The organism is Bacteroides sp. Marseille-P8574 (genome assembly GCF_902825465.1).
Lineage (GTDB): Bacteria > Bacteroidota > Bacteroidia > Bacteroidales > Bacteroidaceae > Bacteroides > Bacteroides uniformis.
In genome coordinates this window covers 1166295-1187516 of sequence record NZ_CADEBE010000001.1, presented here as the reverse complement: position 1 = coordinate 1187516, position 21222 = coordinate 1166295, and the positions used below count along the sequence as shown (strand labels likewise).

General features: G+C 47.3%; 15 protein-coding genes. All 15 read left to right on the top strand.

Going from position 1 to position 21222, the window contains the following annotated elements:
- Positions 1–37: 37 nt before the first annotated feature.
- Positions 38–1207: a MalY/PatB family protein gene (locus HUX74_RS05095; protein WP_005835307.1), complete on the top strand. Its 1170-nt coding sequence runs from the start codon at positions 38–40 to the stop codon at positions 1205–1207.
- Between the two features lie 25 nt (positions 1208–1232).
- Complete coding sequence (locus HUX74_RS05090; protein ID WP_174646316.1) at positions 1233–2867, top strand: hypothetical protein; 1635 nt, start codon at positions 1233–1235, stop codon at positions 2865–2867.
- A gap of 172 nt (positions 2868–3039) precedes the next feature.
- Positions 3040–5445 carry a TonB-dependent receptor domain-containing protein gene (locus tag HUX74_RS05085; RefSeq protein ID WP_174646740.1) on the top strand — a complete coding sequence of 802 codons (2406 nt, stop codon included), beginning with the start codon at positions 3040–3042 and terminating at the stop codon, positions 5443–5445.
- 88 nt (positions 5446–5533) lie between these two features.
- A complete protein-coding gene (gene xyl3A / locus HUX74_RS05080; RefSeq protein WP_174646739.1) occupies positions 5534–8128 on the top strand; it encodes a xylan 1,4-beta-xylosidase in 2595 nt (864 codons plus the stop codon).
- 197 nt (positions 8129–8325) lie between these two features.
- Positions 8326–9282 carry an SPFH domain-containing protein gene (locus HUX74_RS05075; protein ID WP_174646315.1) on the top strand — a complete coding sequence of 319 codons (957 nt, stop codon included), beginning with the start codon at positions 8326–8328 and terminating at the stop codon, positions 9280–9282.
- Between the two features lie 12 nt (positions 9283–9294).
- Positions 9295–10653, top strand: a complete 1359-nt coding sequence (locus HUX74_RS05070) for an alpha/beta fold hydrolase (protein ID WP_174646314.1) — start codon at positions 9295–9297, stop codon at positions 10651–10653.
- A 66-nt stretch (positions 10654–10719) separates the two neighbouring features.
- On the top strand, positions 10720–10929 hold the full coding sequence (locus tag HUX74_RS05065; protein ID WP_005835322.1) for a hypothetical protein: 210 nt from the start codon (positions 10720–10722) through the stop codon (positions 10927–10929).
- A 25-nt stretch (positions 10930–10954) separates the two neighbouring features.
- A complete protein-coding gene (locus HUX74_RS05060) occupies positions 10955–11413 on the top strand; it encodes a hypothetical protein (RefSeq protein ID WP_087332951.1) in 459 nt (152 codons plus the stop codon).
- Positions 11414–11592: 179 nt separating this feature from the next.
- A complete protein-coding gene (locus HUX74_RS05055; RefSeq protein WP_174646313.1) occupies positions 11593–12975 on the top strand; it encodes a hypothetical protein in 1383 nt (460 codons plus the stop codon).
- Between the two features lie 29 nt (positions 12976–13004).
- Positions 13005–14156 carry an imelysin family protein gene (locus HUX74_RS05050; protein ID WP_174646312.1) on the top strand — a complete coding sequence of 384 codons (1152 nt, stop codon included), beginning with the start codon at positions 13005–13007 and terminating at the stop codon, positions 14154–14156.
- A 109-nt stretch (positions 14157–14265) separates the two neighbouring features.
- On the top strand, positions 14266–15699 hold the full coding sequence (locus HUX74_RS05045) for a di-heme oxidoredictase family protein (protein ID WP_034523352.1): 1434 nt from the start codon (positions 14266–14268) through the stop codon (positions 15697–15699).
- 29 nt (positions 15700–15728) lie between these two features.
- Positions 15729–16940 carry a porin gene (locus HUX74_RS05040; RefSeq protein ID WP_087332953.1) on the top strand — a complete coding sequence of 404 codons (1212 nt, stop codon included), beginning with the start codon at positions 15729–15731 and terminating at the stop codon, positions 16938–16940.
- Between the two features lie 24 nt (positions 16941–16964).
- Positions 16965–17681 (top strand): hypothetical protein, encoded by a 717-nt coding sequence (locus HUX74_RS05035; RefSeq protein ID WP_174646311.1) that lies wholly within the window; start codon positions 16965–16967, stop codon positions 17679–17681.
- 65 nt (positions 17682–17746) lie between these two features.
- Positions 17747–18901 (top strand): Rid family hydrolase, encoded by a 1155-nt coding sequence (locus HUX74_RS05030; RefSeq protein ID WP_005835334.1) that lies wholly within the window; start codon positions 17747–17749, stop codon positions 18899–18901.
- A 28-nt stretch (positions 18902–18929) separates the two neighbouring features.
- Positions 18930–20981: a cytochrome c biogenesis protein CcsA gene (gene ccsA / locus HUX74_RS05025; RefSeq protein WP_174646310.1), complete on the top strand. Its 2052-nt coding sequence runs from the start codon at positions 18930–18932 to the stop codon at positions 20979–20981.
- Positions 20982–21222 lie beyond the last annotated feature (241 nt).

The window sequence follows — 21222 nt, the reverse complement described above, 5'->3', positions numbered from 1 at the left end:
GACAAATTGATGCGTTGAATTATAAAAAAGCAAGCATATGACTTACAATTTTGATGAAGTAATAGAGCGCCGTGGTACCGACTCCGTGAAATGGGACGGTGTGAAGAGTGTATGGGGACGCGATGACCTCCTCCCCATGTGGGTGGCGGATATGGATTTCCGCACGCCCCCGTTTGTGATGGAAGCCTTGCGGAAGCGTCTTGAACATGAAGTGCTGGGCTATACGTCTGCGTGTGAGGAATGGTATACTTCCATTTGTAGCTGGCTCAGTCGTCGCCATGGTTGGGACGTCACTCGCGAGATGCTGACTTTTGTACCCGGCATTGTCCGCGGTCAAGCCTTCGCATTGCAATGCTTCACCAATCCCGGCGACCGGGTAATGGTGATGACTCCCGTTTATCATCCCTTCTTCTTGGTGACGCAACGCATGAAGCGCGAAGTGGTTTACTCTCCGCTCGACCTGAAAGACGGACAGTATCAGATTGACTTTGAGCGTTTCCGTAAGGATATACAAGGATGCAAAGTATTGATTCTCTGCAATCCCCATAACCCGGGCGGGCGTGTATGGACGGTGGACGAATTACGCCGGATTGCTGATATTTGTACGGAAAGCCATACGTTTGTCATCTCCGATGAAATTCATGCCGACTTGACTCTGCCACCTTACAAACACCATCCTTTTGCTACTGTTTCGGGGGCTGCCGCGCAGAATTCCCTCACCTTCATGGCACCCAGCAAAACATTCAATATGCCGGGATTGGGAAGTTCGTACGCCATTATCCTCAATGAGGACATCCGCCACCGTTTTCAGGAGTTCATGGAAGCGGGCGAGTTCAGCGAAGGGCACATGTTGGCCTATATCGGTGCGGCTGCTGCCTATATGCATGGTGAGGAATGGTTGGAACAGCTGCTGGACTATATAAAGGGCAATATCGATTTCACGGAGAACTACCTGCGCGAGCATATTCCGGGCATCGGCATGATACGTCCGCAGGCTTCTTACCTGATTTATCTGGACTGCCGGGGATTGGGGCTGACTCAGGAGGAACTGGTGAGACTATTTGTGGACAAGGCACACCTGGCACTGAATGACGGCACCATGTTCGGTGAACCGGGTAAGGGATTTATGCGGCTGAATATCGGCTGCCCGCGTTCGGTGTTGGAGCAGGCGCTGAAGCAACTGGAAACTGCGGTTGCAGACAAATGATAGAAAAAACTATATCTCCTATATTATGAATAGATTACCTTTCCTTGGACTATTGTTTGCGTTGCTGTGCCTTGTTGCCTGCCGGCAGATGAATGAGGCACATCTGTTACATCTGGCAGAAAAGCAGGTGAATATGAATGTGGACAGCGTGTATGCCTTGCTGGTACAGATAGAGAGGCCATCGCAACTTTCGGATGAGGAGAGGCTGTTGTATGGATGGCTGAATGCTTATGTGCACTATAAGCGGCACAACTCGATGGCGGAAGATTCCTTGATATTGCCTGCTTCCGATTATTACGTCTTCCGCAACGACACGGCGAAGAATCTGTTTTCCTATCAGTTGAAAGCCTGGTACTGGTATTGGCTGAAAGAGCACGAACGGTGTATAGCTGCCATTGACAGCGGCGTAGCTTTGGCCAAGGCGCTGCAGGACACGGGAAGAATGGCTGATATGCTGATTGATAAGGCATACTGGTATGTGTATGTCTGGAAAGATTATGAGAAAGCGATAGAAACTTTCCGTACCGCCATAGCTTTGGACGCAAGAGCCGGAAGCTTCTTCTCTATGGGAATTGCCATGGGGCTGAACAAGAATGATTCTGCATCCTATTACATGGAGCGCAGCATAGAACTGGCAGTGGAGGCAGAAGATACCAGTAAGATAGTGCATTATTTGCGTAACTATGCCCAGATGCAGGCTTACTCTTTTGATGAACCTTCCGGTGCAATAGCTACTATTCGTCGTATGGAGCAGTATGTCATCGACCCGATACAGTTGCGTATGGGAGATCTGGTGAAAGTGGAAGTGTTCTTGAAAGAAGGGCTGCTTGATTCGGCGGAATACTATTTGAATAAGGAGAGGAAACGTGGCGAGGGCCGGAACCGGTTTCTGACGGAAGAGAATATGGTGGCGGTATATAGGGCATTGATAGATTATACACGTCACCGTACGTTTGATGTGCTGGACGTGGCGCGCTATAATGATTCTGTAGCCAATGCTCTTACTGCGTTGCAGAGTACCGTCCGGCGTAAGGACGAGTCGAAGGAGACGCTTTCGCAAGCCAACTTGATTCTGACGGTGGAACGGAAGCAGGCACAACTGAATTTGTTGCTGGCACTGTTGGTACTGGTGCTTGCAGGTGGCGGTGTGTCCCTTTATATCCGTAACCGGCGTAACCGGTTGATTGAAGCGGAAGAACGGGCGGAAACACTGACCCGGTTGCTGGAAGATGCGATCAGGAACCAGTCGAAAGGGGAAGACGGGCAGTTTTTCCGGAAAATACTGTTGCAGCAATTAGGCATGATACGGCTGGTGGCTAAACAACCTACCTCACAGAATCAGGAGCTGCTTCGCCGCATTTCGGGTATTACCAGCCATGAACTGCCGGTAGAGAGTTTGCTGGTATGGGAGGACTTGTATCCTATCATAGACCGGATTTATGATAACTTCTACACAAAGATGGACAGCTGTTTTGGCGATGTGCTCATTGACAAAGAAAAGCAGCTTTGCTGCCTGCTCTGTGCGGACTTCTCGACGAAGGAGATTAGTGTGGTGACACAACAGAGCATTCCTACCATTTACCAGCGAAAGACGAATATCCGCAAGAAACTGGGGATGGGGGAGAAGGAAGGCATCGTAGAGTTTATAGGCAGCATATAGACCGGAAAAGGCATAATATAGACTTTTGTAAAATTAAAGTGTTGATATGTAGTGATTTGTAGTTTTGGAATATAGACTTTTTATTCCCCGATATAGACCGTTTGAGGCATGTTTTACCCCTACCTTTGTATCAGCGAAATACAAGGTGTGAAATATTGAAATCAAACGCATGATGAAAGAAAAACTACTGAACAACGTTAGAAAAAGAGTGATGGTATGGGTGGCCTTGGCAAGTATGGCAACTCTGCTTCCTGCTCAGACTTACCGGCTTTCCGGTTGTGTGCAGGACGAGAACCGCCAACCGGTAGAGGTGGCGAATGTGCTGCTGAAGCAGGCAAAAGACAGTACCTATATTACCGGTATGCTGACCGACACACAAGGTTGTTTTTCCTTTGACCAGCCACTGGGAGAATACTTGTTGCATATTACCCTTATCGGCAGCGAAGACCTCTACGTTCCCGTTGTGCTGCAAAGAAACAAAAACGTTGGCGAATTGACATTGAAATCTTCTTCCGCCTTGCTGGACGAAGTGACCGTTACGGCCGCGCGTCCCGTTATCAAGCGTCTGGTGGATAGGGTAGTGTTCGATGCACATAATACCATAGCCTCTGCCGGAGGCAGTGCACTCGACCTTCTGCGTGAAGTGCCCGGTCTGCAGGTTGGACAAAACAGTATTGGTATTATAGGTAAAGGGGGTATCAAGGTTTATATCAACGACCGTGAGACGAAGCTGTCAGGAGATGAACTGATAGATTACCTCCGTTCCTATGACGCCTCCCAGATACTGAAGGTGGAGGTGATTACCACGCCTCCGTCCAAGTACGATGCCGCCGGAAATGCAGGCATCATCAATATTCGCTTGAAGTCACGTCCCAAAGATTACGTGGGTGGTACGGCTTCCGCTTCCTACAGCGCTGGTGAAAAGGACAATTACGGATATGGCGGGGTAAGCCTGAACCTCAGCAAGGGGCGCGTGTCATCCTTTCTCAACGGGGGTACTACGCAGGGCAACTATGAGACGCGTGAGAAGAATTACCGCTATTTTCCGCAGAACACCTGGAACAGCCGTGCCGACTACACCAATTACATGAATAGCTTCTACCTTCAGGGAGGTGTGGATGTATCGTTGGAACGGGACTGGAGTGCAGGTATGCAGGCCATCTATAATCACAGTGCTCCCAAACCGGGCAACGCCCTTTCATGGACGGAAGTTTACGATGCCTCTACCGCCGTACTGGATTCTCTGCTGTACTCCGACAGTGACAAGGATACCGGTTCCGACCGCCTCAATCTGAATTTTCATACCGATAAGGTCTGGGATGACAAAGGCAAGAAAATGACTTGGGATGTGGATTACCTGCGTGACAACCGGGACGAAAATATGGGCTTTCTCTCGAAAACCCTCCTGCCTGACGGTACGGAGATTCCGGGTACAAACTTCGACTACAACTATCTGCAACATCGCAAGGTGGATGTAGTCTCCTCCGCTCTTGATTTCATCCTTCCTTTTGAAAAGTACAAGATAACGGCAGGTGCCAAGGTCTCCTTTACCAACACTCGCAACGGTATCAATTACGATACGTCAGACCCTACGCTGGTGCAGGATGATTATTTCCGTTACAAGGAGCAAATCTATGCCTTATATGCTGATTATAGCCGTGAATATTCCGAACGTTTTTCCATGCAGTTGGGCTTGCGTATGGAGCACACCCGCACTACCGGTATTTCCGAAGCGAAGGATACGGAGGACAAGCACGACTATACGCGCTTGTTCCCTACTGTCTATCTGCTTTATTCGCCTACAGACGGGCATGCGCTGAACTTCAGTTTCTCCAACCGCATCTCCCGTCCGTCACAGAATATGGTCAATCCTTTTCCGTTCTATCAGAACAAGTACACTTACGCTTGCGGTCGTGAAGACTTGAAACCCAGTTATACTTACAATGCCGAACTGGGATATACGTTGAAGAATAACTTCAATGTTTCTGCCTATTATTCTTATTCGGACGATGTCTTCTTCCAGGTTGTGGACTTGGATGCCGAAACGAATGTGACTTCTTTCCTTTGGGAGAATTTCATGAAGACGCATGCTTTCGGGCTTAACAATTCGTACACTTTCCGTACCAAATGGCTGCAAGCTTACGCCCAGCATGGAGTGAGCTATCGCCGGACTACCTCCAGCGCTGCCACCACCTCTCCCGAGGAGAAAGGATGGGCTTATGACGCCAGTCTGCGCAACACTTTCTTCTTCAATGAAAAGAAGACTCTTCTGGCCACGTTGTCCGGTTCCTATTCTTCCCGTCAGTATCAGGGCATCTATCTGATGAGTCCCACTTACAGCGTCAGTGCAGGTATGCTTTACCGGTTGTTGGACAATAAGCTCAACCTCAGCCTGAATGTCAACAATCTGTTTGTCAGCCATTCCAAATTGGAAACCATGTCCAACGGGCTGAAGATAATTGCAGATAACCAGTTCTCCTTTACCAGTTTCCGTATCGGTGTATCCTATACTTTCGGTGGAGATATACGTAGCAAGGGGCAGCGGAACAGTAACGAGGATATTCAGAGAAGATTATAATAAGAAGTTTATTGCGTGTTGGCAATTGGGAGAAAATATTTATCTTTGTGATACAAGCGATTGTAACAACGATTAATATAAAACCATGATGAAACAGAAACTTCTTTACCTATTGCCACTCTTCCTATTGTCGGGATGCGGGCAGGCTACTTACAAGAATGCATCTCTGCCGGCAGAAGAGCGTGCCGGACTTTTGCTGAAGGAACTGACGCTCGAAGAGAAGGTGTCCTTGATGATGGACAGCTCCAAACCGGTGGAACGTCTGGGCATCAAGCCCTATAACTGGTGGAATGAAGCGTTGCATGGAGTGGCGCGTGCCGGGCTGGCCACAGTGTTTCCCCAACCGATTGGTATGGCGGCATCTTTCTCGCCGGAGACTGTATACGAGGTATTTACTGCCGTATCCGATGAGGCCCGTGCCAAGAATGCCTACTATGCATCTCAGGGAAGTCGTGAACGCTATCAAGGATTGACGATGTGGACGCCTACGGTGAACATCTACCGCGACCCCCGTTGGGGAAGGGGTATAGAGACTTATGGGGAAGACCCTTATCTGACCAGCCGTATGGGAGTGATGGTTGTAAAGGGGTTGCAGGGTACGAACGATGGAAAATATGACAAGCTGCATGCTTGTGCCAAGCACTTTGCCGTACACTCAGGTCCGGAATGGAACCGCCATGAGTTTAATGCGGAAAATATCAAGCCCCGTGATTTGTATGAAACTTATCTTCCTCCTTTCGAAGCTTTGGTGAAAGAAGGAAAAGTGAAGGAGGTGATGTGTGCCTACAACCGTTTTGAGGGCGATCCTTGTTGCGGTAGCGACCGCCTGCTGATGCAGATTTTGCGCGATGAGTGGGGATTTGACGGTATTGTCCTTTCGGACTGTGGAGCTATTGCCGATTTTTACAGAGATTATGGTCATAAGACGCATCCTGATGCAGAGTCCGCTTCGGCGGCTGCGGTGCTGAGTGGGACTGACTTGGAATGCGGTTCGAGTTACGAGGCCCTGGTAGAAGCGGTGAAGCAGGGAAAGATTGATGAAAAAGCAGTGGATGTAGCAGTCAAGCGCCTTTTGACGGCCCGCTTTGCCTTGGGTGAAATGGACGAGCCGGAGAAGGTGTCCTGGACCGGCATTCCTTTTTCTGTGGTGGCTTCTGCCGGACACGATTCTCTGGCGCTCGACATGGCGCGCAAGTCAATGACACTGCTTATGAACAAGGATAATACCTTGCCGTTGAAGCGTGGAGGTCTGACTATAGCCGTGATGGGTCCGAATGCCAATGATTCTGTGATGCAATGGGGAAATTATAACGGTATGCCTCCGCACACAGTTACCATTCTGGACGGAATTAGAAAAGCTTTGGGGAGTGATGACCGGCTTATTTATGAACAAGGCTGCGGATGGGTGGAGAGAGCTCAGATACAGAGCGTCTTCAACCGTTGCAAGACTGCCGACGGGAAACCCGGATTCAGTGCACGCTACTGGAATAACGTGACTCGTGACGGTGAGCCAGTCACTACTGCCCAAGTGACCACTCCTTTCCATTTCTGTACATCCGGTGCCACGGTTTTTGCTCCGGGTGTGAACCTTACCGACTTCTCGGCTACCTACAACAGCGTATTCACTCCCGACCAGTCGGGAGAGGTGGTCTTTGACATCTATGCTTATGGCTCAGGGAGATTGCGGATAAATGGGGAGGAAGTGAGAGGATTCTCCAATCAGCACGGTGGGCAGAAGAGTGCTTATACTTTGCAGGTACAAGCAGGAAAAATGTATGACGTTGAATTGGATTTTGAATATTTCCGTAGCGATGCACTGCTGAACTTCGACCTTGGATTTAAGAATGAAGTGGATGTGAGGAAATCTGTGGAGCGTGTAAAGGATGCTGATATCGTGGTCTTTGTGGGAGGAGTCTCTCCGAACCTCGAAGGCGAGGAGATGGGTGTTGAGCTTCCCGGATTCAGAGGAGGTGACCGTACCGATATCGAGTTGCCTGCTGTCCAACGGGAACTGATTGCCGCCTTGCACCGTGCCGGCAAAAAGGTGGTGTTGGTGAACTGTTCGGGTTCTCCCATCGGTCTGGAGCCGGAAACCGGGAGGTGTGGAGCCATTCTGCAGGCATGGTATCCCGGTCAGGCAGGCGGTACGGCTGTAGCCGAAGTATTGTTCGGCGATTACAATCCGGCAGGACGCTTGCCAGTGACCTTCTACCGCAATGTGTCTCAGCTCCCGGATTTTGAGGATTATAACATGACCGGCCGGACTTACCGTTACATGACCCAGGAACCGCTTTTTCCCTTCGGTCATGGATTGAGCTATACCTCTTTCAGCTATGGTGCTGTGGTGCTTGGTTCGGATAATATAAAGTCCGGTGAGAAATTGAGATTGAGTGTCCCCGTAACCAATACCGGCAAATGTGACGGTGAAGAGGTTGTGCAGGTCTATTTGAAGAAAAACGATGATGTAGAAGGACCGAGCAAGGCATTGCGTGCTTTCAAGCGGGTACATATCCCAGCAGGAAAGACGGTCGATGTAGAGTTTGATTTGGGTGATAAAGAGTTGGTGTGGTGGAATCCGCAAAGCAATACCATGTGCGTTTCCGAAGGCAGTTATGAACTGATGGTGGGTGGTAGCTCGCAAACTGCTGGTTTGCTGCGCCGGTCTTTTGTCATTCAGCCTTGATACATCACTGACAGAGTCAAAAAAAGCTTTCCGCTTGAGGGTGAGTTATGACCCTCAAGCGGAATTTTTATATACTGGGAATACATGTTCTTAATAATCCTTAATACTATATGTTAACTCCCTTGTTTCTTTGTACTTCTCTAATTTTAATTGATATATTTGTGATATCATTATGATATCAATTAAATTTATAGAATATGGAAACAAAAGAGTGTGGTTTCAGTGGTTTCAAGATGAATGGCTTTCTGGCCTTGTTCCTTCATTTGGTAGTGCTTACGGCGGTGATAATCTTTGGATTTCTCATTTCTGTGCCTACCTTGATCCTTTCGGTGTGTCTGTGTCTGGTATGGTTCATTATGTTTGCCGGCTATATGGAGCTGGAACCGAACGAGGCGCGTGCCATGGTGTTCTTTGGCAAATACAAGGGAACATTCAAAGAGACCGGTTTTTTCTGGGTAAACCCATTCCTTAATAAGAAGAAGCTTTCGCTTCGTGCACGCAACCTGGATGTGGAGCCGATAAAGGTGAACGATAAGATTGGTAATCCTATTCTCATAGGGCTGGTATTGGTGTGGAAGCTGAAGGACACTTATAAAGCCATGTTTGAGATTGATTCACAAACAATGGCTGCATCCGCTCCGACAGCGGGTAATACCAACCAGGTGAGCCTTGGCAATGCGGTGGCCAACCGTATGAATGCGTTCGAGAATTTCGTCATGATACAGAGTGATGCCGCTCTTCGCCAGGTTGCCGGTCAGTATGCCTATGATGATAATGAGGCTGATACGGAAGAGTTGACACTTCGTTCGGGCGGTGAGGAAATCAATGAACAGCTGGAGCAGAAATTGAATGAACGCCTGGCCATGGCAGGTATGGAAGTGGTGGAAGCGCGTATCAACTATCTGGCATATGCGCCCGAAATTGCCGCTGTGATGCTGCGTCGCCAGCAAGCATCTGCCATTATTACGGCACGCGAGAAGATTGTGGAAGGGGCAGTCTCTATGGTAAAAATGGCGCTCCATAAACTTTCTGAAGAAGAAATTGTTGAACTGGACGAAGACAAGAAAGCAGCAATGGTCAGCAATCTGTTGGTAGTGCTTTGTGCGGACGAGGCTGCCCAACCGGTAGTCAATACGGGAACGTTGAACCATTGATAAAGGATACGGATGAAAGAGATGGGGGTTATAGGACGATGGGCTCTTATACTGCTCTTGCTGGGCAATGTATATGGGGGCTTTGCACAAGATGCGAATACTGCGCGCGCGCAGCACATTTATGAATTGTTTGTGGCAGGGCAAGGGGACAGTATCCATGCGGCATTGAACCGGGAGTTGCAGGAGAAACTAGCTCCGGCACTCTTCAATGATTCTTTCCGGCAAGCAGAGAAAATGTTTGGTAAATCCATATCAAAAGGAGAATGGAAGACCGATTCTGCCCAGGGAATTACTATCTATTATTCCGATGTGGAATTTGAACGTTATAATCTCCGTTTTCTGGTGGCTTTTGATGCTGACGGGGCACTGAATACAATCCGGCTGGTCCCTGCACCTGCTGTTAGCACTGCCCAACCGGTAGCCTATGATAAGACAAAAATGGATGAAAGGGATATTACGCTGGGAGCCGACGGCTACAAGCTTCCCGGAACGTTGACTTTGCCCAAGCGGGCAGTCGGTCCGGATGCATGCAGGGTTCCTTGTGTTATTTTGGTACATGGTTCCGGTCCTCACGACCGTGACGAGACGATAGGTCCCAACAAGCCTTTCCGTGACCTTGCCTGGGGATTGGCGAAACGCGGCATTGCTGTCGTCCGCTATGAAAAACGGACAAAGGCATATGGTGCGGCTTGCGTTCCTGCCGGTCGCGAACTCGATTATGATACTGAGGCCGTGGACGATGCCGTTGCCATAGTGGAGCAGGTAAGGGCTTTGCCCGAGCTGGCTCCTGACAGTGTGTATGTGTTGGGGCACAGCCTGGGAGGTACATTGGCTCCCCGTATTGCCGGGCGTTCGAAAGGTTTGGCAGGTATCATTATCCTTGCCGGACTGGCAAGATCGCTTGAAGATGCTCTTGAGGAACAGTTTTATTATACCTCTTCTTTGACGGATTCTTCAGTCAATGTAAAGGTTCAACTTGATGAGCTGAAACAACAGTTGGCTAATGTCAAAAAGCTTGGTACGGAAGAGTTTGATGAAACGATTTCCTTGCCATTGGGGCAGCCCCGCTCATATTGGCTGTTTGCCAATGCTTACAAACCGGTGGAAGTTGCCGCTAAACTAAAGCTGCCTATATTTGTTCTTCAAGGGGAGAGAGATTATCAGGTGACTATGGAAGACTTCGGTTTATGGCGTTCCGGTTTGTTGCGCTGCAAGAATGCATATTTCAAATCTTATCCGAAATTGAATCACTTGTTGCAGGAAGGCAGCGGCAAGGCGACTCCGTTTGAGTATAGCCATGCTTCGCCCGTCCCAGCATATGTTATGGATGACATTGCCTCCTTCGTGCGGGGCAAGCAGAATACTCTTTGATTGGTACTTGGTTATATCAAAGTAACTTCAATCGTAAATCGTAAATTGTTAAATAGTAAATAAATAGTGGCTAAAAAAGAAACTTCAACCAAAAGCTTTGTCCTCCGTGTGGATGCTGCAACGATGGATGCCATTGAAAAATGGGCAGCCGACGAGTTCCGTAGTACCAATGGACAGCTTCAGTGGATTATCGCTGAAGCATTGCGGAAGAGTGGGCGGATGAAGAAGTCCAAGAATCCTCCTCCGTCTGAAGAGAAAGCAGAGGAGGATTCGTAATAACAGATTCTAAATCGCAGATAGTATGATTAATCTTGGTCCTTATTCCGGCAAGAATTGCCCTAATGTCCGTTTTCACCCCACTGTGATTGACCGTATTCTGGAAGGTACGGCCCTGCTTATCGTGCTCGTTACGTGGATTAGCATTTACTGGCTGTATACCCAAAGAGAAGGTGCCCTGCTGCCCGCCGTCTGGGTGATGGGTGGCTGTTCCATTTTCTGTTTCCTTTTGATGGGGGGATTGGCGTATCTTCCCGTCCGTTTCATCAATTTCCCTATTCGGGTCACCGAGCGCAATGCGGCTGTTCAATATTTGTTTGCCATACGCCTTACCCGGGTGATGAACATCATTCTGTTGTTAGTGCTTTTGGGCAGTGTTTGGGGCTTGTATTATGCATTCGGCAAACTCCTGCTCCTTGTCTCGTTTGTTTTGTTGGGGGTGGCATTTATAGGGTACTATATACTGGCGTTTAAATATAAGTAGCCTTACAGTCTGTTTAATAGTCCTTTTTACCACTTACCCTCCTTTCTCATCTTTATTTGTTGTTATAAATCTGCCATTACCTACTAATGGTTACTCCTTCTCTTCTTTTCGTAATTTTTAGGTATTGTTCTCCTTTTTAACTACCTCTACCTTTGCCCCAATAAAATTTAAGATAAAAGATGAGAAAATTAACAGGCTTATTCGTTTTATGTTTTCTGCTTTCTGCCAATGCTTTGCAGGCTGCTGAACCTGAAAAAGTTACTTCTGCAGCAGAGAGTACGGAAATTTCAACAGACAAAGAGAAAAAGGAAAAAGTAGCGAATGATGGCGACAACTACAAGAAATTCCGTTTCGGTGGATACGGAGAAATGGTTGCAAGTTTTAAGGATTATGGTATTAACCGTTTCTATGGTGCGCCTGAAGGCAATCCAGACAAACATAGGAATACAATTTCTATACCCCGTTTCGTGTTGGCTCTGGATTACAAGTTCAATTCCCAATGGATACTCGGTGCTGAAATCGAGTTTGAATCCGGTGGTACGGGTACTGCTTATGAACTTGAGAATACGGAAAACGGTGAGTATGAAACGGAGGTGGAAAAGGGTGGCGAAGTGGCTATCGAGCAATTCCACATTACCCGTTTAATTGTTCCACAATTCAACATACGTGTCGGTCACGTCATTGTCCCGGTAGGATTGACCAACGCCCATCATGAACCAATCAATTTCTTTGGAACTTATCGGCCGGAAGGAGAGACAACCATCCTTCCTTCTACGTGGCATGAAAACGGACTCGAGTTTTTTGGTTCTTTTGGAAAAGGATATGCCAGCTTTGATTATCAAGCCATGATAGTGGCCGGTCTGAATGCCAATGGTTTTGACCGTAACACCTGGATAGCAAGTGGCAAACAAGGCATCTTTGAAGAAGACAATTTTACTTCACCGGGCTATGTGGCTCGTCTGGACTACAAGGGGGTTCCGGGGTTGCGTATAGGCGCTTCGTTTTATTACTGCGCTGATGCCGGTTCCAATTCTGACAAAGCGGATACTTATTCGTCTACCGGTAAGGTTCCGGTAAGAATCTACACGGCAGATGCCCAATACCGTAATAAATATGTGATTGCCCGTGCCAATATGGTATACGGAAATTTGGGCAATTCAGCGAAGCTTAGTGAGGCAAATACCAAATTATCGAATAAATCTCCTTACAGCCGTATAACCCCCATTGCAAAGAATGTAGTCAGTTATGCAGCCGAGGCCGGTTTGAATATCAGCGCTTTCTTCAAAGGAAACAAGAAAGTTCCGGTTATCTACCCCTTTGCACGTTATGAATATTACAATCCGCAAGAAAAGGGAGAGGCTAGCCAGATAATGGAGAAACGTTGTCAAGTAAGCATGTGGACTGCTGGATTGAATTGGTATGCCTTGCCTAATCTGGTGGTAAAGGCTGATTACACCACCCGCCAAATCGGAACAAACAAGGTTTTCGGAACTGGTAAGTATAATAGTGAAAATGAGTTTTCGATCGGTATTGCCTATATCGGTTGGTTTGTCAAGAAGTAGATGAATAGTAATCAATTAATTTTATACAAATGAAGAAAAATTTCTTTTATGCGACAGCTTTGGTATTAGGGCTGGCATTTACGGCTACTGCTTGTAGCGATGATGATGACAACAGTACAGTTAATCCTGCTGACATTGAGTATAATTCGGAGAATGCAGCAAGTTGGCACAACTACATGAGAAATGTGGCGGCTTTGTTGAAGACAGATGCCACCAATCTTTATGATTCTTGGAATACGAGTTATAAGGGTGGGGCAAGTTTTGCAACTTCCTTCAAAGCTCATAATGGTGCCTATAACTTTTCAAGTGCCTGGAACTGTATAGAGCAGGTTATCGACGGTTGTGTTGAAATCTCCAATGAGGTAGGTGAGACGAAGATTGGTGATCCATATAATAAATATATGGCAAACAATGCTACAGAGGCCCTCTATGCTGTTGAGTCATGGTATAGCTGGCATTCCCGTGATGATTATACCAATAATATTTACTCAATCCGCAATGCCTATTACGGCTCTTTGGACGGTAAGGTGAGCGACAAGTCAATTTCAAAATTGGTGGCTGGAGCCAATGCGGAGTTGGATACGAAAGTGTCGGCAGCTATCACTACGGCAGCATCGGCTATTCAGGCTATTCCCCAACCTTTCCGTAATAATATCAACAGTCAGGAAACGGTAGCGGCTATCAAGGCTTGTGAAGAACTGGAAAGTGTATTGGATAAGGAGTTGAAACCTTATATCAGGGACAATAGCACCATTAACAGCAATGAAGCACTTGACCCGATTGTTGAAAATTATGTCAATGTTGTGGTTTTGCCTACCTATAAGGATTTGAAGGAGAAGAATAGTACGCTGTATGACGCTGTGGTGGCTCTTGCCAACAATCCCTCTAACAGTGCTTTTGAGACGGCATGCAATGCTTGGATAACAGCCCGTGAACCTTGGGAGGAAAGTGAGGCGTTCCTATTTGGGCCAGTGGATGAGCTGGGGCTTGACCCGAATATGGATAGTTGGCCTTTGGACCAGAACGCCATTGTCCAGATTCTGAATTCCCAGAAATGGGGCGATTTGGAATGGAGCGAGGGTGATGATGATGCAAAAGTTGAATCTGCCCAAAATGTACGCGGATTCCATACTTTAGAATTCCTGCTTTTCAAGGATGGCAAGCCTCGTACAGTTAAATAAGAATTATTTATAAACAATACTCAAGAAGTAAAGGGGGGGATTTGGAGAATCCTGCCTTTACTTCTTTGGCATGTTTGGATATGCCATTATTAAAAAGTAGATAAAGATGATGAATCATTTAATGAGATATTCATGTCTTCTCCTTTGTTTGTCGGCAGGTTTGACTGCTTGTGATGATGATGGGATTGACGTGTTGGATATAGAGATTCCTGAAGGATACGCTCTGTCTGCCGGAACGTCTACAATCTTCATGAATTCATCCAAGGCCTATGATTCACCGGCAGATTGGGTGTCGGGTGTTTACAACAGTCGCTTTAATGATGGTGACGGGCTTTACGATGATGTGCGTACGAGTAGCAATGGCATGGGAGGGGGGCTTGGCCCGGTCTATGCGGGGTATTCTTGTGGCAGTTGTCATCGTAATGCCGGCCGTACCAAACCGACGCTGTGGAGTGAAGGCGGATCGGGTAGTTACGGGTTTTCCTCGATGCTGGTTTATATAAGCCGCAAGAATGGTGCGTTTTTTCAGGATTATGGCCGTGTTCTCCATGACCAGGCCATTTATGGAGTGAAACCGGAGGGAAAGCTTTCTGTGGAGTATACTTATGAGACTTTTACCTTTCCCGACGGAGAGAAGTATGAACTTTGCAGACCGGCTTATTCCATATCCGAATGGTATGCTGACAGTATAAAGCCTGAAGATATGTTCTGTACGGTGCGTATCCCGTTGAGACATGTCGGTATGGGGCAAATGATGGCTTTGGAACCTACGGAGATTGAAGCGCTTGCTGCAAAAAGTAATTATCCGGAGTATGGTATAAGTGGCCGTTGCAATTACATTACCGAACGTGGTGTGAGAAGCTTGGGGCTGTCGGGAAATAAGGCTCAACATGCGGATTTGACTGTTGAACTTGGTTTTTCAAGTGATATGGGTGTTACCAATAGCCGCTATCCGGAAGAGATATGCGAGGGGCAGGCCCAGGTGAATCAAGGCAGCATGATGGGGCTTTCTTATGCCCAGTTGGATGTTTCTACAGAAGATATGGAAGATGTTGACTTGTATATGCAGAGTCTTGGTGTTCCTGCACGGCGTAATGTGAATGACCCGCAGGTGATAAGGGGAGAACAGAATTTCTATAAAGCCAAGTGCCATCTTTGCCATGTCACCACGTTGCATACCAAGCCTCGGGGCTCCGTGCTGTTGAACGGTACCCGTTTGCCATGGTTGGGAAGTCAGACAATTCACCCCTATTCGGATTTTTTGCTGCATGATATGGGCTCCGAAATTATGGGAGTCGGTCTGAATGATAACTATGTAAGTGGGTTGGCGCGTGGCAATGAATGGCGCACTACTCCGCTTTGGGGTATCGGGCTTCAGGAAAAGGTAAACGGACATACCTACTTCTTGCACGATGGCCGTGCCCGCAATCTTGTTGAAGCCATAATGTGGCATGGGGGAGAGGGAGAAGCATCGAAAAATCTCTTTAAGAACATGAGCAAGGATGACCGTGATGCCTTGATTGCATTTTTAAATTCACTTTAGAACTAATAAGCTTTATATAAAAAGTAATTATGAAGAAATTTTTATATGTCGCCATGCTGGCTGTTTTGCCTTTGACCGCTATGGCGCAACATGAGGAAGATACGGAGAATGGTGTAGTGTCATTGGCCGGAAGAGAAGGTTTTACCATTGAAACAAAGAAAGGTGACTTTGTTTTCAAGCCTTATCTGTTGGTACAAACGAGTGCTAATTTCAATTGGTATGATGATGAAGGCTTGGATAAGGCTTATAACCAAGATAATATTGCCAATTCGGGTTTTTCCATTCCTTATGCCGTACTTGGCTTTACTGGCAAGGCTTTTGGAAAAGTGGCTTTCAATCTGTCCATCAATGCTGCTGCAAGTGGAGGAGCGCTGTTACAGCAGGCGTGGTTCGATGTACAGCTGAAAAAACAATTTGCGATTCGTGTCGGAAAGTTCAAGACTCCATTCTCGCATGCCTATCTGACAACTCTTGGCGAAACACTGCTTCCCCAGTTGCCGGTTTCTCTGACGTCTTCTGTAATTTTGCCTTATTCGTTGAATGCCGTGACGCCTAATATCGGTACGGGATTTGACCTGGGTGTTGAAGTTCACGGTCTGGTGGCAGATAAGTTCGGTTATGAAGTCGGCTTGTTCAATGGAACCGGAGCTTCCGTGAATACAGCTTCAAAGACGATGAGTGATGACTGGCATATCCCTTCATTGCTGTATGCCGGACGTCTGACTTATATGCCCAAGGGGGTGATGCCTTCCACACAAGGTAATCCTAACCGTTTGAACGAGGATAAAATATTATTCGGTCTTTCGGGTTCTATCAATGTGGAGAGTGAAAATGAGAGTACCAATGATACCCGTGTGGGGTTGGAATTTGCCATGTTGAAGAACAAGCTCTATCTGGCGGCTGAAGCTTATTATATGAATGTAGGTTTCACCAAACGGCAAAAGATAAATGAATCGTATAGCTTTTTAGGCGGTTATGTGCAAGGTGGTTACTTTGTCGCTCCCCGCCTACAGCTTGCCGCACGCTACGATATCTTCAATCGTAACGGTACGGATGACGACGGTTTCCTGAATATGCCTGCTGTAGGTATGAACTACTTTTTCAGAGGATGCAACTTGAAATTGCAGGCAATGTATCAGTATGTAGCCCGTTGGGGACACGACACGCAGCTCGACCGTGATAATGATAATTTAGGTCTGGCCACTCACTCTGCCACGGTGATGCTTCAATATACATTCTAAATGAAGTCAGGAAAGGATTCGTCTATGAAAAAATACATTCTTTTCTTTTTTCTGCCCGTGCTTCTTATAGGTCTGCATGCATGCGATGAGGGGAGAATTTATGAGAATGCCGTTGTGGCCACGGGTGAAGGACGCACAGTGAAGATGACAGGCCGGATTAGTGGTGTGGATAAGTGGTCGGGCGACTATAGTGTGGTAGTGGCAGGATTTGATGATGAAAGCGATTATGCCATTGTTTCAAAGGTTGTTCCGGCATCCGAATCGGATAATGATGAAATCCAGTTGACAATGTCCGGCATAACGGATGAGGTGACAACTGTCGAGCTATGTGTAATCAATAAGTTGAGGAAGCGCATTGTCAGTTTGGTGGCAATGGAATGTACTGAAATCGCTGATACTATACTTATGGATGCAGGAACAGTTGATGCAAGTATGTACAATGCCATTCAACAAAAAATATTCAATGCCACTTGTACGGCTTGCCATGGTCTTAGCACCACTCCGGGTGGTGGCTTGAATCTGCTGGAAGGACATAGCCATGCTGATCTGGTCAACCGGACTTCAACGACGGTGGACGGTAAAATGAGGGTTATGCCCGGTAATGCGTCAGAAAGTGTCTTGCATCTCATATTGGGTACGGACATCAGCTCGGATTGGCGTATAGACCATTCTCAGATGATAACCTCATCTGATATGCAGTCTTTGATTGGCAACTGGATTGACGATGGTGCACAGCCGTAATAATGATGGGCCTTACTGGTAATACCGGTACTTTTTTGAACAACAACGACTAATTGATATTTAATATGAAAAATAAACAACAACAAACTAATCAATTGGAGAATACCTTAACCGAAATCTTTAAATATGAGGTAGAAGCGGGTGTTTCGGAATATCATGTAATGATTCATGCCACCAGACCGGAAGCGACTTATGAAGAACAGCTGAATGCGGTGGTCGACACTTACTGCCAACTGCGTGAAAGTGAACTACAAGGTGCTGTTGCCATCTTTAAACGCTACTTTCTAAGTGACGCCGCCAATCAAGCAGATATGCTACTGGCGCTTTCGGCAGAATGTTCGGATTGTGCACTCTCCGTGGTAGAGCAGCCGCCGTTGAACGGTACAAAGATTGCACTGTGGGTCTATCTGCAGAAAGGTGTAGAAACACAGGTGCTTCATAACGGATTGTTCGAAGTGAGACATGGCGCCTACCGTCACCTTTGGGGAGGCGGCTCTTTCAATCGTGCTGCCAATTCGGAATACCAGACCCGTCTGCTGTTGAATGACTATGTGATGCAGCTGATGGAACAGGGCTGTAAGCTGGCTGATAATTGCATACGTACCTGGTTCTTTGTACAGAACGTGGATGTGAATTATGCCGGAGTGGTGAAGGCGCGTAATGAGGTGTTTGTTACCCAGGACTTGACGGAGAAGACTCATTATATTTCCAGTACCGGTATCGGTGGCCGTCATGCCGACCCAAAAGTGACGGTTCAGATGGATACTTATGCTGTAGATGGTTTGAAATCTGAACAAATTCACTACCTTTACGCACCGACACATCTGAATCCCACATACGAATACGGTGTGAGTTTCGAGCGAGGTACGTATGTGGATTATGGCGACCGTCGCCAGGTGTTTATTTCGGGTACTGCGAGCATCAATAATAAAGGTGAGGTGGTATGTCCCGGAGACATTCGCAAGCAGACGGAACGTATGTGGGAGAATGTGGAGGCTTTGTTGAAAGAGGCTGGCTGTACGTTTGATGATTTAGGACAGATGATTGTTTATCTGCGGGATGTTGCAGACTATACCGTGGTCAAAGGAATGTATGACGAGCGTTTTCCGGATACTCCGAGAGTGTTTGTATATGCTCCCGTATGTCGTCCGGGTTGGCTGATAGAGATGGAATGTATGGGAGTCAAGTCTTTAGAAAACAAGGAGTTTGCTCCATATTGATTTTTTACTTTTAATTGATAGCTCTTAATTGAAAAAGTTTCTCATAGCTGTTTATGGTTGTTTGCTGCTCTTACTTGCTGCAACTACGTTTGTAGAGCAGACATACAGTACGGATTTTGTAGAAAAGCATGTTTATCATACGATTTGGTTCTGTTGTTTGTGGGGAGCCCTTGCTGCGATGACTGTTGTTGTGCTTGTAAGACAGCGGTTGTGGCGGCGTCTCCCGACGTTGTTGTTGCATGGCTCCTTCCTCGTGATTTTGGCGGGAGCCATGACTACGTTTCTTTGTGGCCGAAAAGGATATGTGCATCTTACTGTCGGCAGTGAGGTGAACTGCTTTTTGGAACAAGACGGCAGGCAGGTTGTAGAGTTACCGTTCACCTTACGTCTGGACAGTTTCCGGATTGAGTACTATCCGGGTACGGATGCTCCTGCAGATTATATCAGCTATATTCACGGTGAGACGCCCGTCTCCATGAACCGTATTCTTTCACGGCAGGGGTTCCGCTTTTATCAGTCTTCCTTTGATGAGGATATGCAGGGGAGCTGGCTGACAGTGAATTATGACCCGTGGGGGATAGGGATTACCTATAGTGGATACCTCTTGTTAGGTGTCTCCATGCTCTGGATGCTGGTCAGCCGGGGCGGAGAGTTCCGCAGGCTGCTGAGGCATCCGTTGTTGAAGAAGGGAGGAATGTTTGTTCTATTGTTGCTGTGTCTGGGAAGTGGGGTACATGCGCAGAAGAAAAGCCTTCCGGCACTGGCACGCAAGCAGGCGGATAGTCTCGCCCGTAAGCAGGTGATTTATAATGACCGTGTGGTTCCTTTCAATACCCTTGCGCGCGATTTTGTACTGAAACTGACGGGAAAAACGTCTTATGGAGGCATGACGCCGGAGCAGGTGATTGGTGGATGGCTTCTGCGTCCGGAAGTTTGGCAGAATGAGCCGATGATTTATATCAAAAACGAGGCACTCCGTCGCCTGCTTCATTTGGAGACACCCTATGCATGTCTGGCTGATTTGTTCGACGGTGAGAAGTATCGCTTGCAGAAGTTCTGGAAGGGGAAGCAAGACCATCATCAGAAAATGACTTCTCTGGAAAAGGCCATTGTAGAGGCGGATGAAAAGGTGGGACTGATTTTGATGCTCCAGAATGGTACATTGATTCGTCCTTTGCCGGAAGACGGGAGTGTGGAGCCTGTTTCCGATACTAAAATACAAGCCGAATTGCTGTATAACCGTATTCCTTTCAGCAAATTGCTGTTCATGTTCAACCTTACGGTGGGGATGCTGGCTTTCTTCCGTCTGCTGTATCGCGGCCTGCGTCGTTCGTCGGCATTGTCAGACTCTTCCGGTAGGATTGTAGCGCTCTCTTTCTCTTCGCGTTTGGCAGATACTTTTTTCCCGTTTTCTCTTTATGCGGCGTTTCTCTTTCAGCTCTTCGGGTATGGCCTGAGGTGGTACATCGGTGGGCGAATACCGTTGGGCAACGGATACGAAACGATGCAGTTCATGGCATTGTGTGCGCTGTTCCTGGCTTGTCTGTTTCGGCGGCGCTTCCCGTTTATGGTGCCTTTCGGCTTTTTGCTGTCCGGTTTTGCCTTGCTAGTGTCTTATTTGGGACAGATGAATCCCCAAATCACTCCCTTGATGCCCGTGCTTGTTTCTCCATGGCTCAGTACGCATGTGTCGTTGATAATGATGTCTTATGCTTTGTTTGCCTTTATGATGCTGAACGGCATACTGGCATTGTGTCTTCGCCGTTCAGCCCGGATGTTGATGCTGCTCAGCCGATTGCTGCTTTATCCCGCCGTTTTCTTTTTGGGAGCCGGTATTTTTCTGGGTGCGGTTTGGGCCAATGCTTCTTGGGGGCGATATTGGGCTTGGGACCCGAAGGAAGTATGGGCGCTGATTACCTTTATGGTTTATGGAGCGGCGTTCCATGCGCGCAGCCTACGCATTTTCCGCAGGCCGTTATTCTTCCACATCTATATGATTGTCGCCTTTCTGACAGTCCTGATGACCTATTTCGGGGTGAACTACATCCTTGGAGGAATGCACAGCTATGCCAATGCCTGATTTGTGGGTGGTTCTACCTATTTATGATGACTGACTTGTTTTATTATACCTAATTTAAGTGATTGCGTACTGTCTGCCGATGCCTTATCTTTGCAACATCAGATTTGAATGAATTAGTTAGTCATAATTACGTAACCACTTTTATGAAGATAAAAGGATCCCCGCTTCCCGATGTGATATCGTGAAGCGGGGATTTGTGTATGGCGTGACGGATACTGTGGGTAAGGTTGGATAAGGATAC

Excerpts from the sequence above, each read along its gene's own strand:
- HUX74_RS05095 (WP_005835307.1), top strand. The coding sequence starts at position 38 with ATGACTTACAATTTTGATGAAGTAATAGAGCGCCGTGGTACCGACTCC.
- HUX74_RS05090 (WP_174646316.1), top strand. The coding sequence starts at position 1,233 with ATGAATAGATTACCTTTCCTTGGACTATTGTTTGCGTTGCTGTGCCTT.
- HUX74_RS05085 (WP_174646740.1), top strand. The coding sequence starts at position 3,040 with ATGAAAGAAAAACTACTGAACAACGTTAGAAAAAGAGTGATGGTATGG.
- xyl3A (WP_174646739.1), top strand. The coding sequence starts at position 5,534 with ATGAAACAGAAACTTCTTTACCTATTGCCACTCTTCCTATTGTCGGGA.
- HUX74_RS05075 (WP_174646315.1), top strand. The coding sequence starts at position 8,326 with ATGGAAACAAAAGAGTGTGGTTTCAGTGGTTTCAAGATGAATGGCTTT.
- HUX74_RS05070 (WP_174646314.1), top strand. The coding sequence starts at position 9,295 with ATGAAAGAGATGGGGGTTATAGGACGATGGGCTCTTATACTGCTCTTG.
- HUX74_RS05060 (WP_087332951.1), top strand. The coding sequence starts at position 10,955 with ATGATTAATCTTGGTCCTTATTCCGGCAAGAATTGCCCTAATGTCCGT.
- HUX74_RS05055 (WP_174646313.1), top strand. The coding sequence starts at position 11,593 with ATGAGAAAATTAACAGGCTTATTCGTTTTATGTTTTCTGCTTTCTGCC.
- HUX74_RS05050 (WP_174646312.1), top strand. The coding sequence starts at position 13,005 with ATGAAGAAAAATTTCTTTTATGCGACAGCTTTGGTATTAGGGCTGGCA.
- HUX74_RS05045 (WP_034523352.1), top strand. The coding sequence starts at position 14,266 with ATGAATCATTTAATGAGATATTCATGTCTTCTCCTTTGTTTGTCGGCA.
- HUX74_RS05040 (WP_087332953.1), top strand. The coding sequence starts at position 15,729 with ATGAAGAAATTTTTATATGTCGCCATGCTGGCTGTTTTGCCTTTGACC.
- HUX74_RS05035 (WP_174646311.1), top strand. The coding sequence starts at position 16,965 with ATGAAAAAATACATTCTTTTCTTTTTTCTGCCCGTGCTTCTTATAGGT.
- HUX74_RS05030 (WP_005835334.1), top strand. The coding sequence starts at position 17,747 with ATGAAAAATAAACAACAACAAACTAATCAATTGGAGAATACCTTAACC.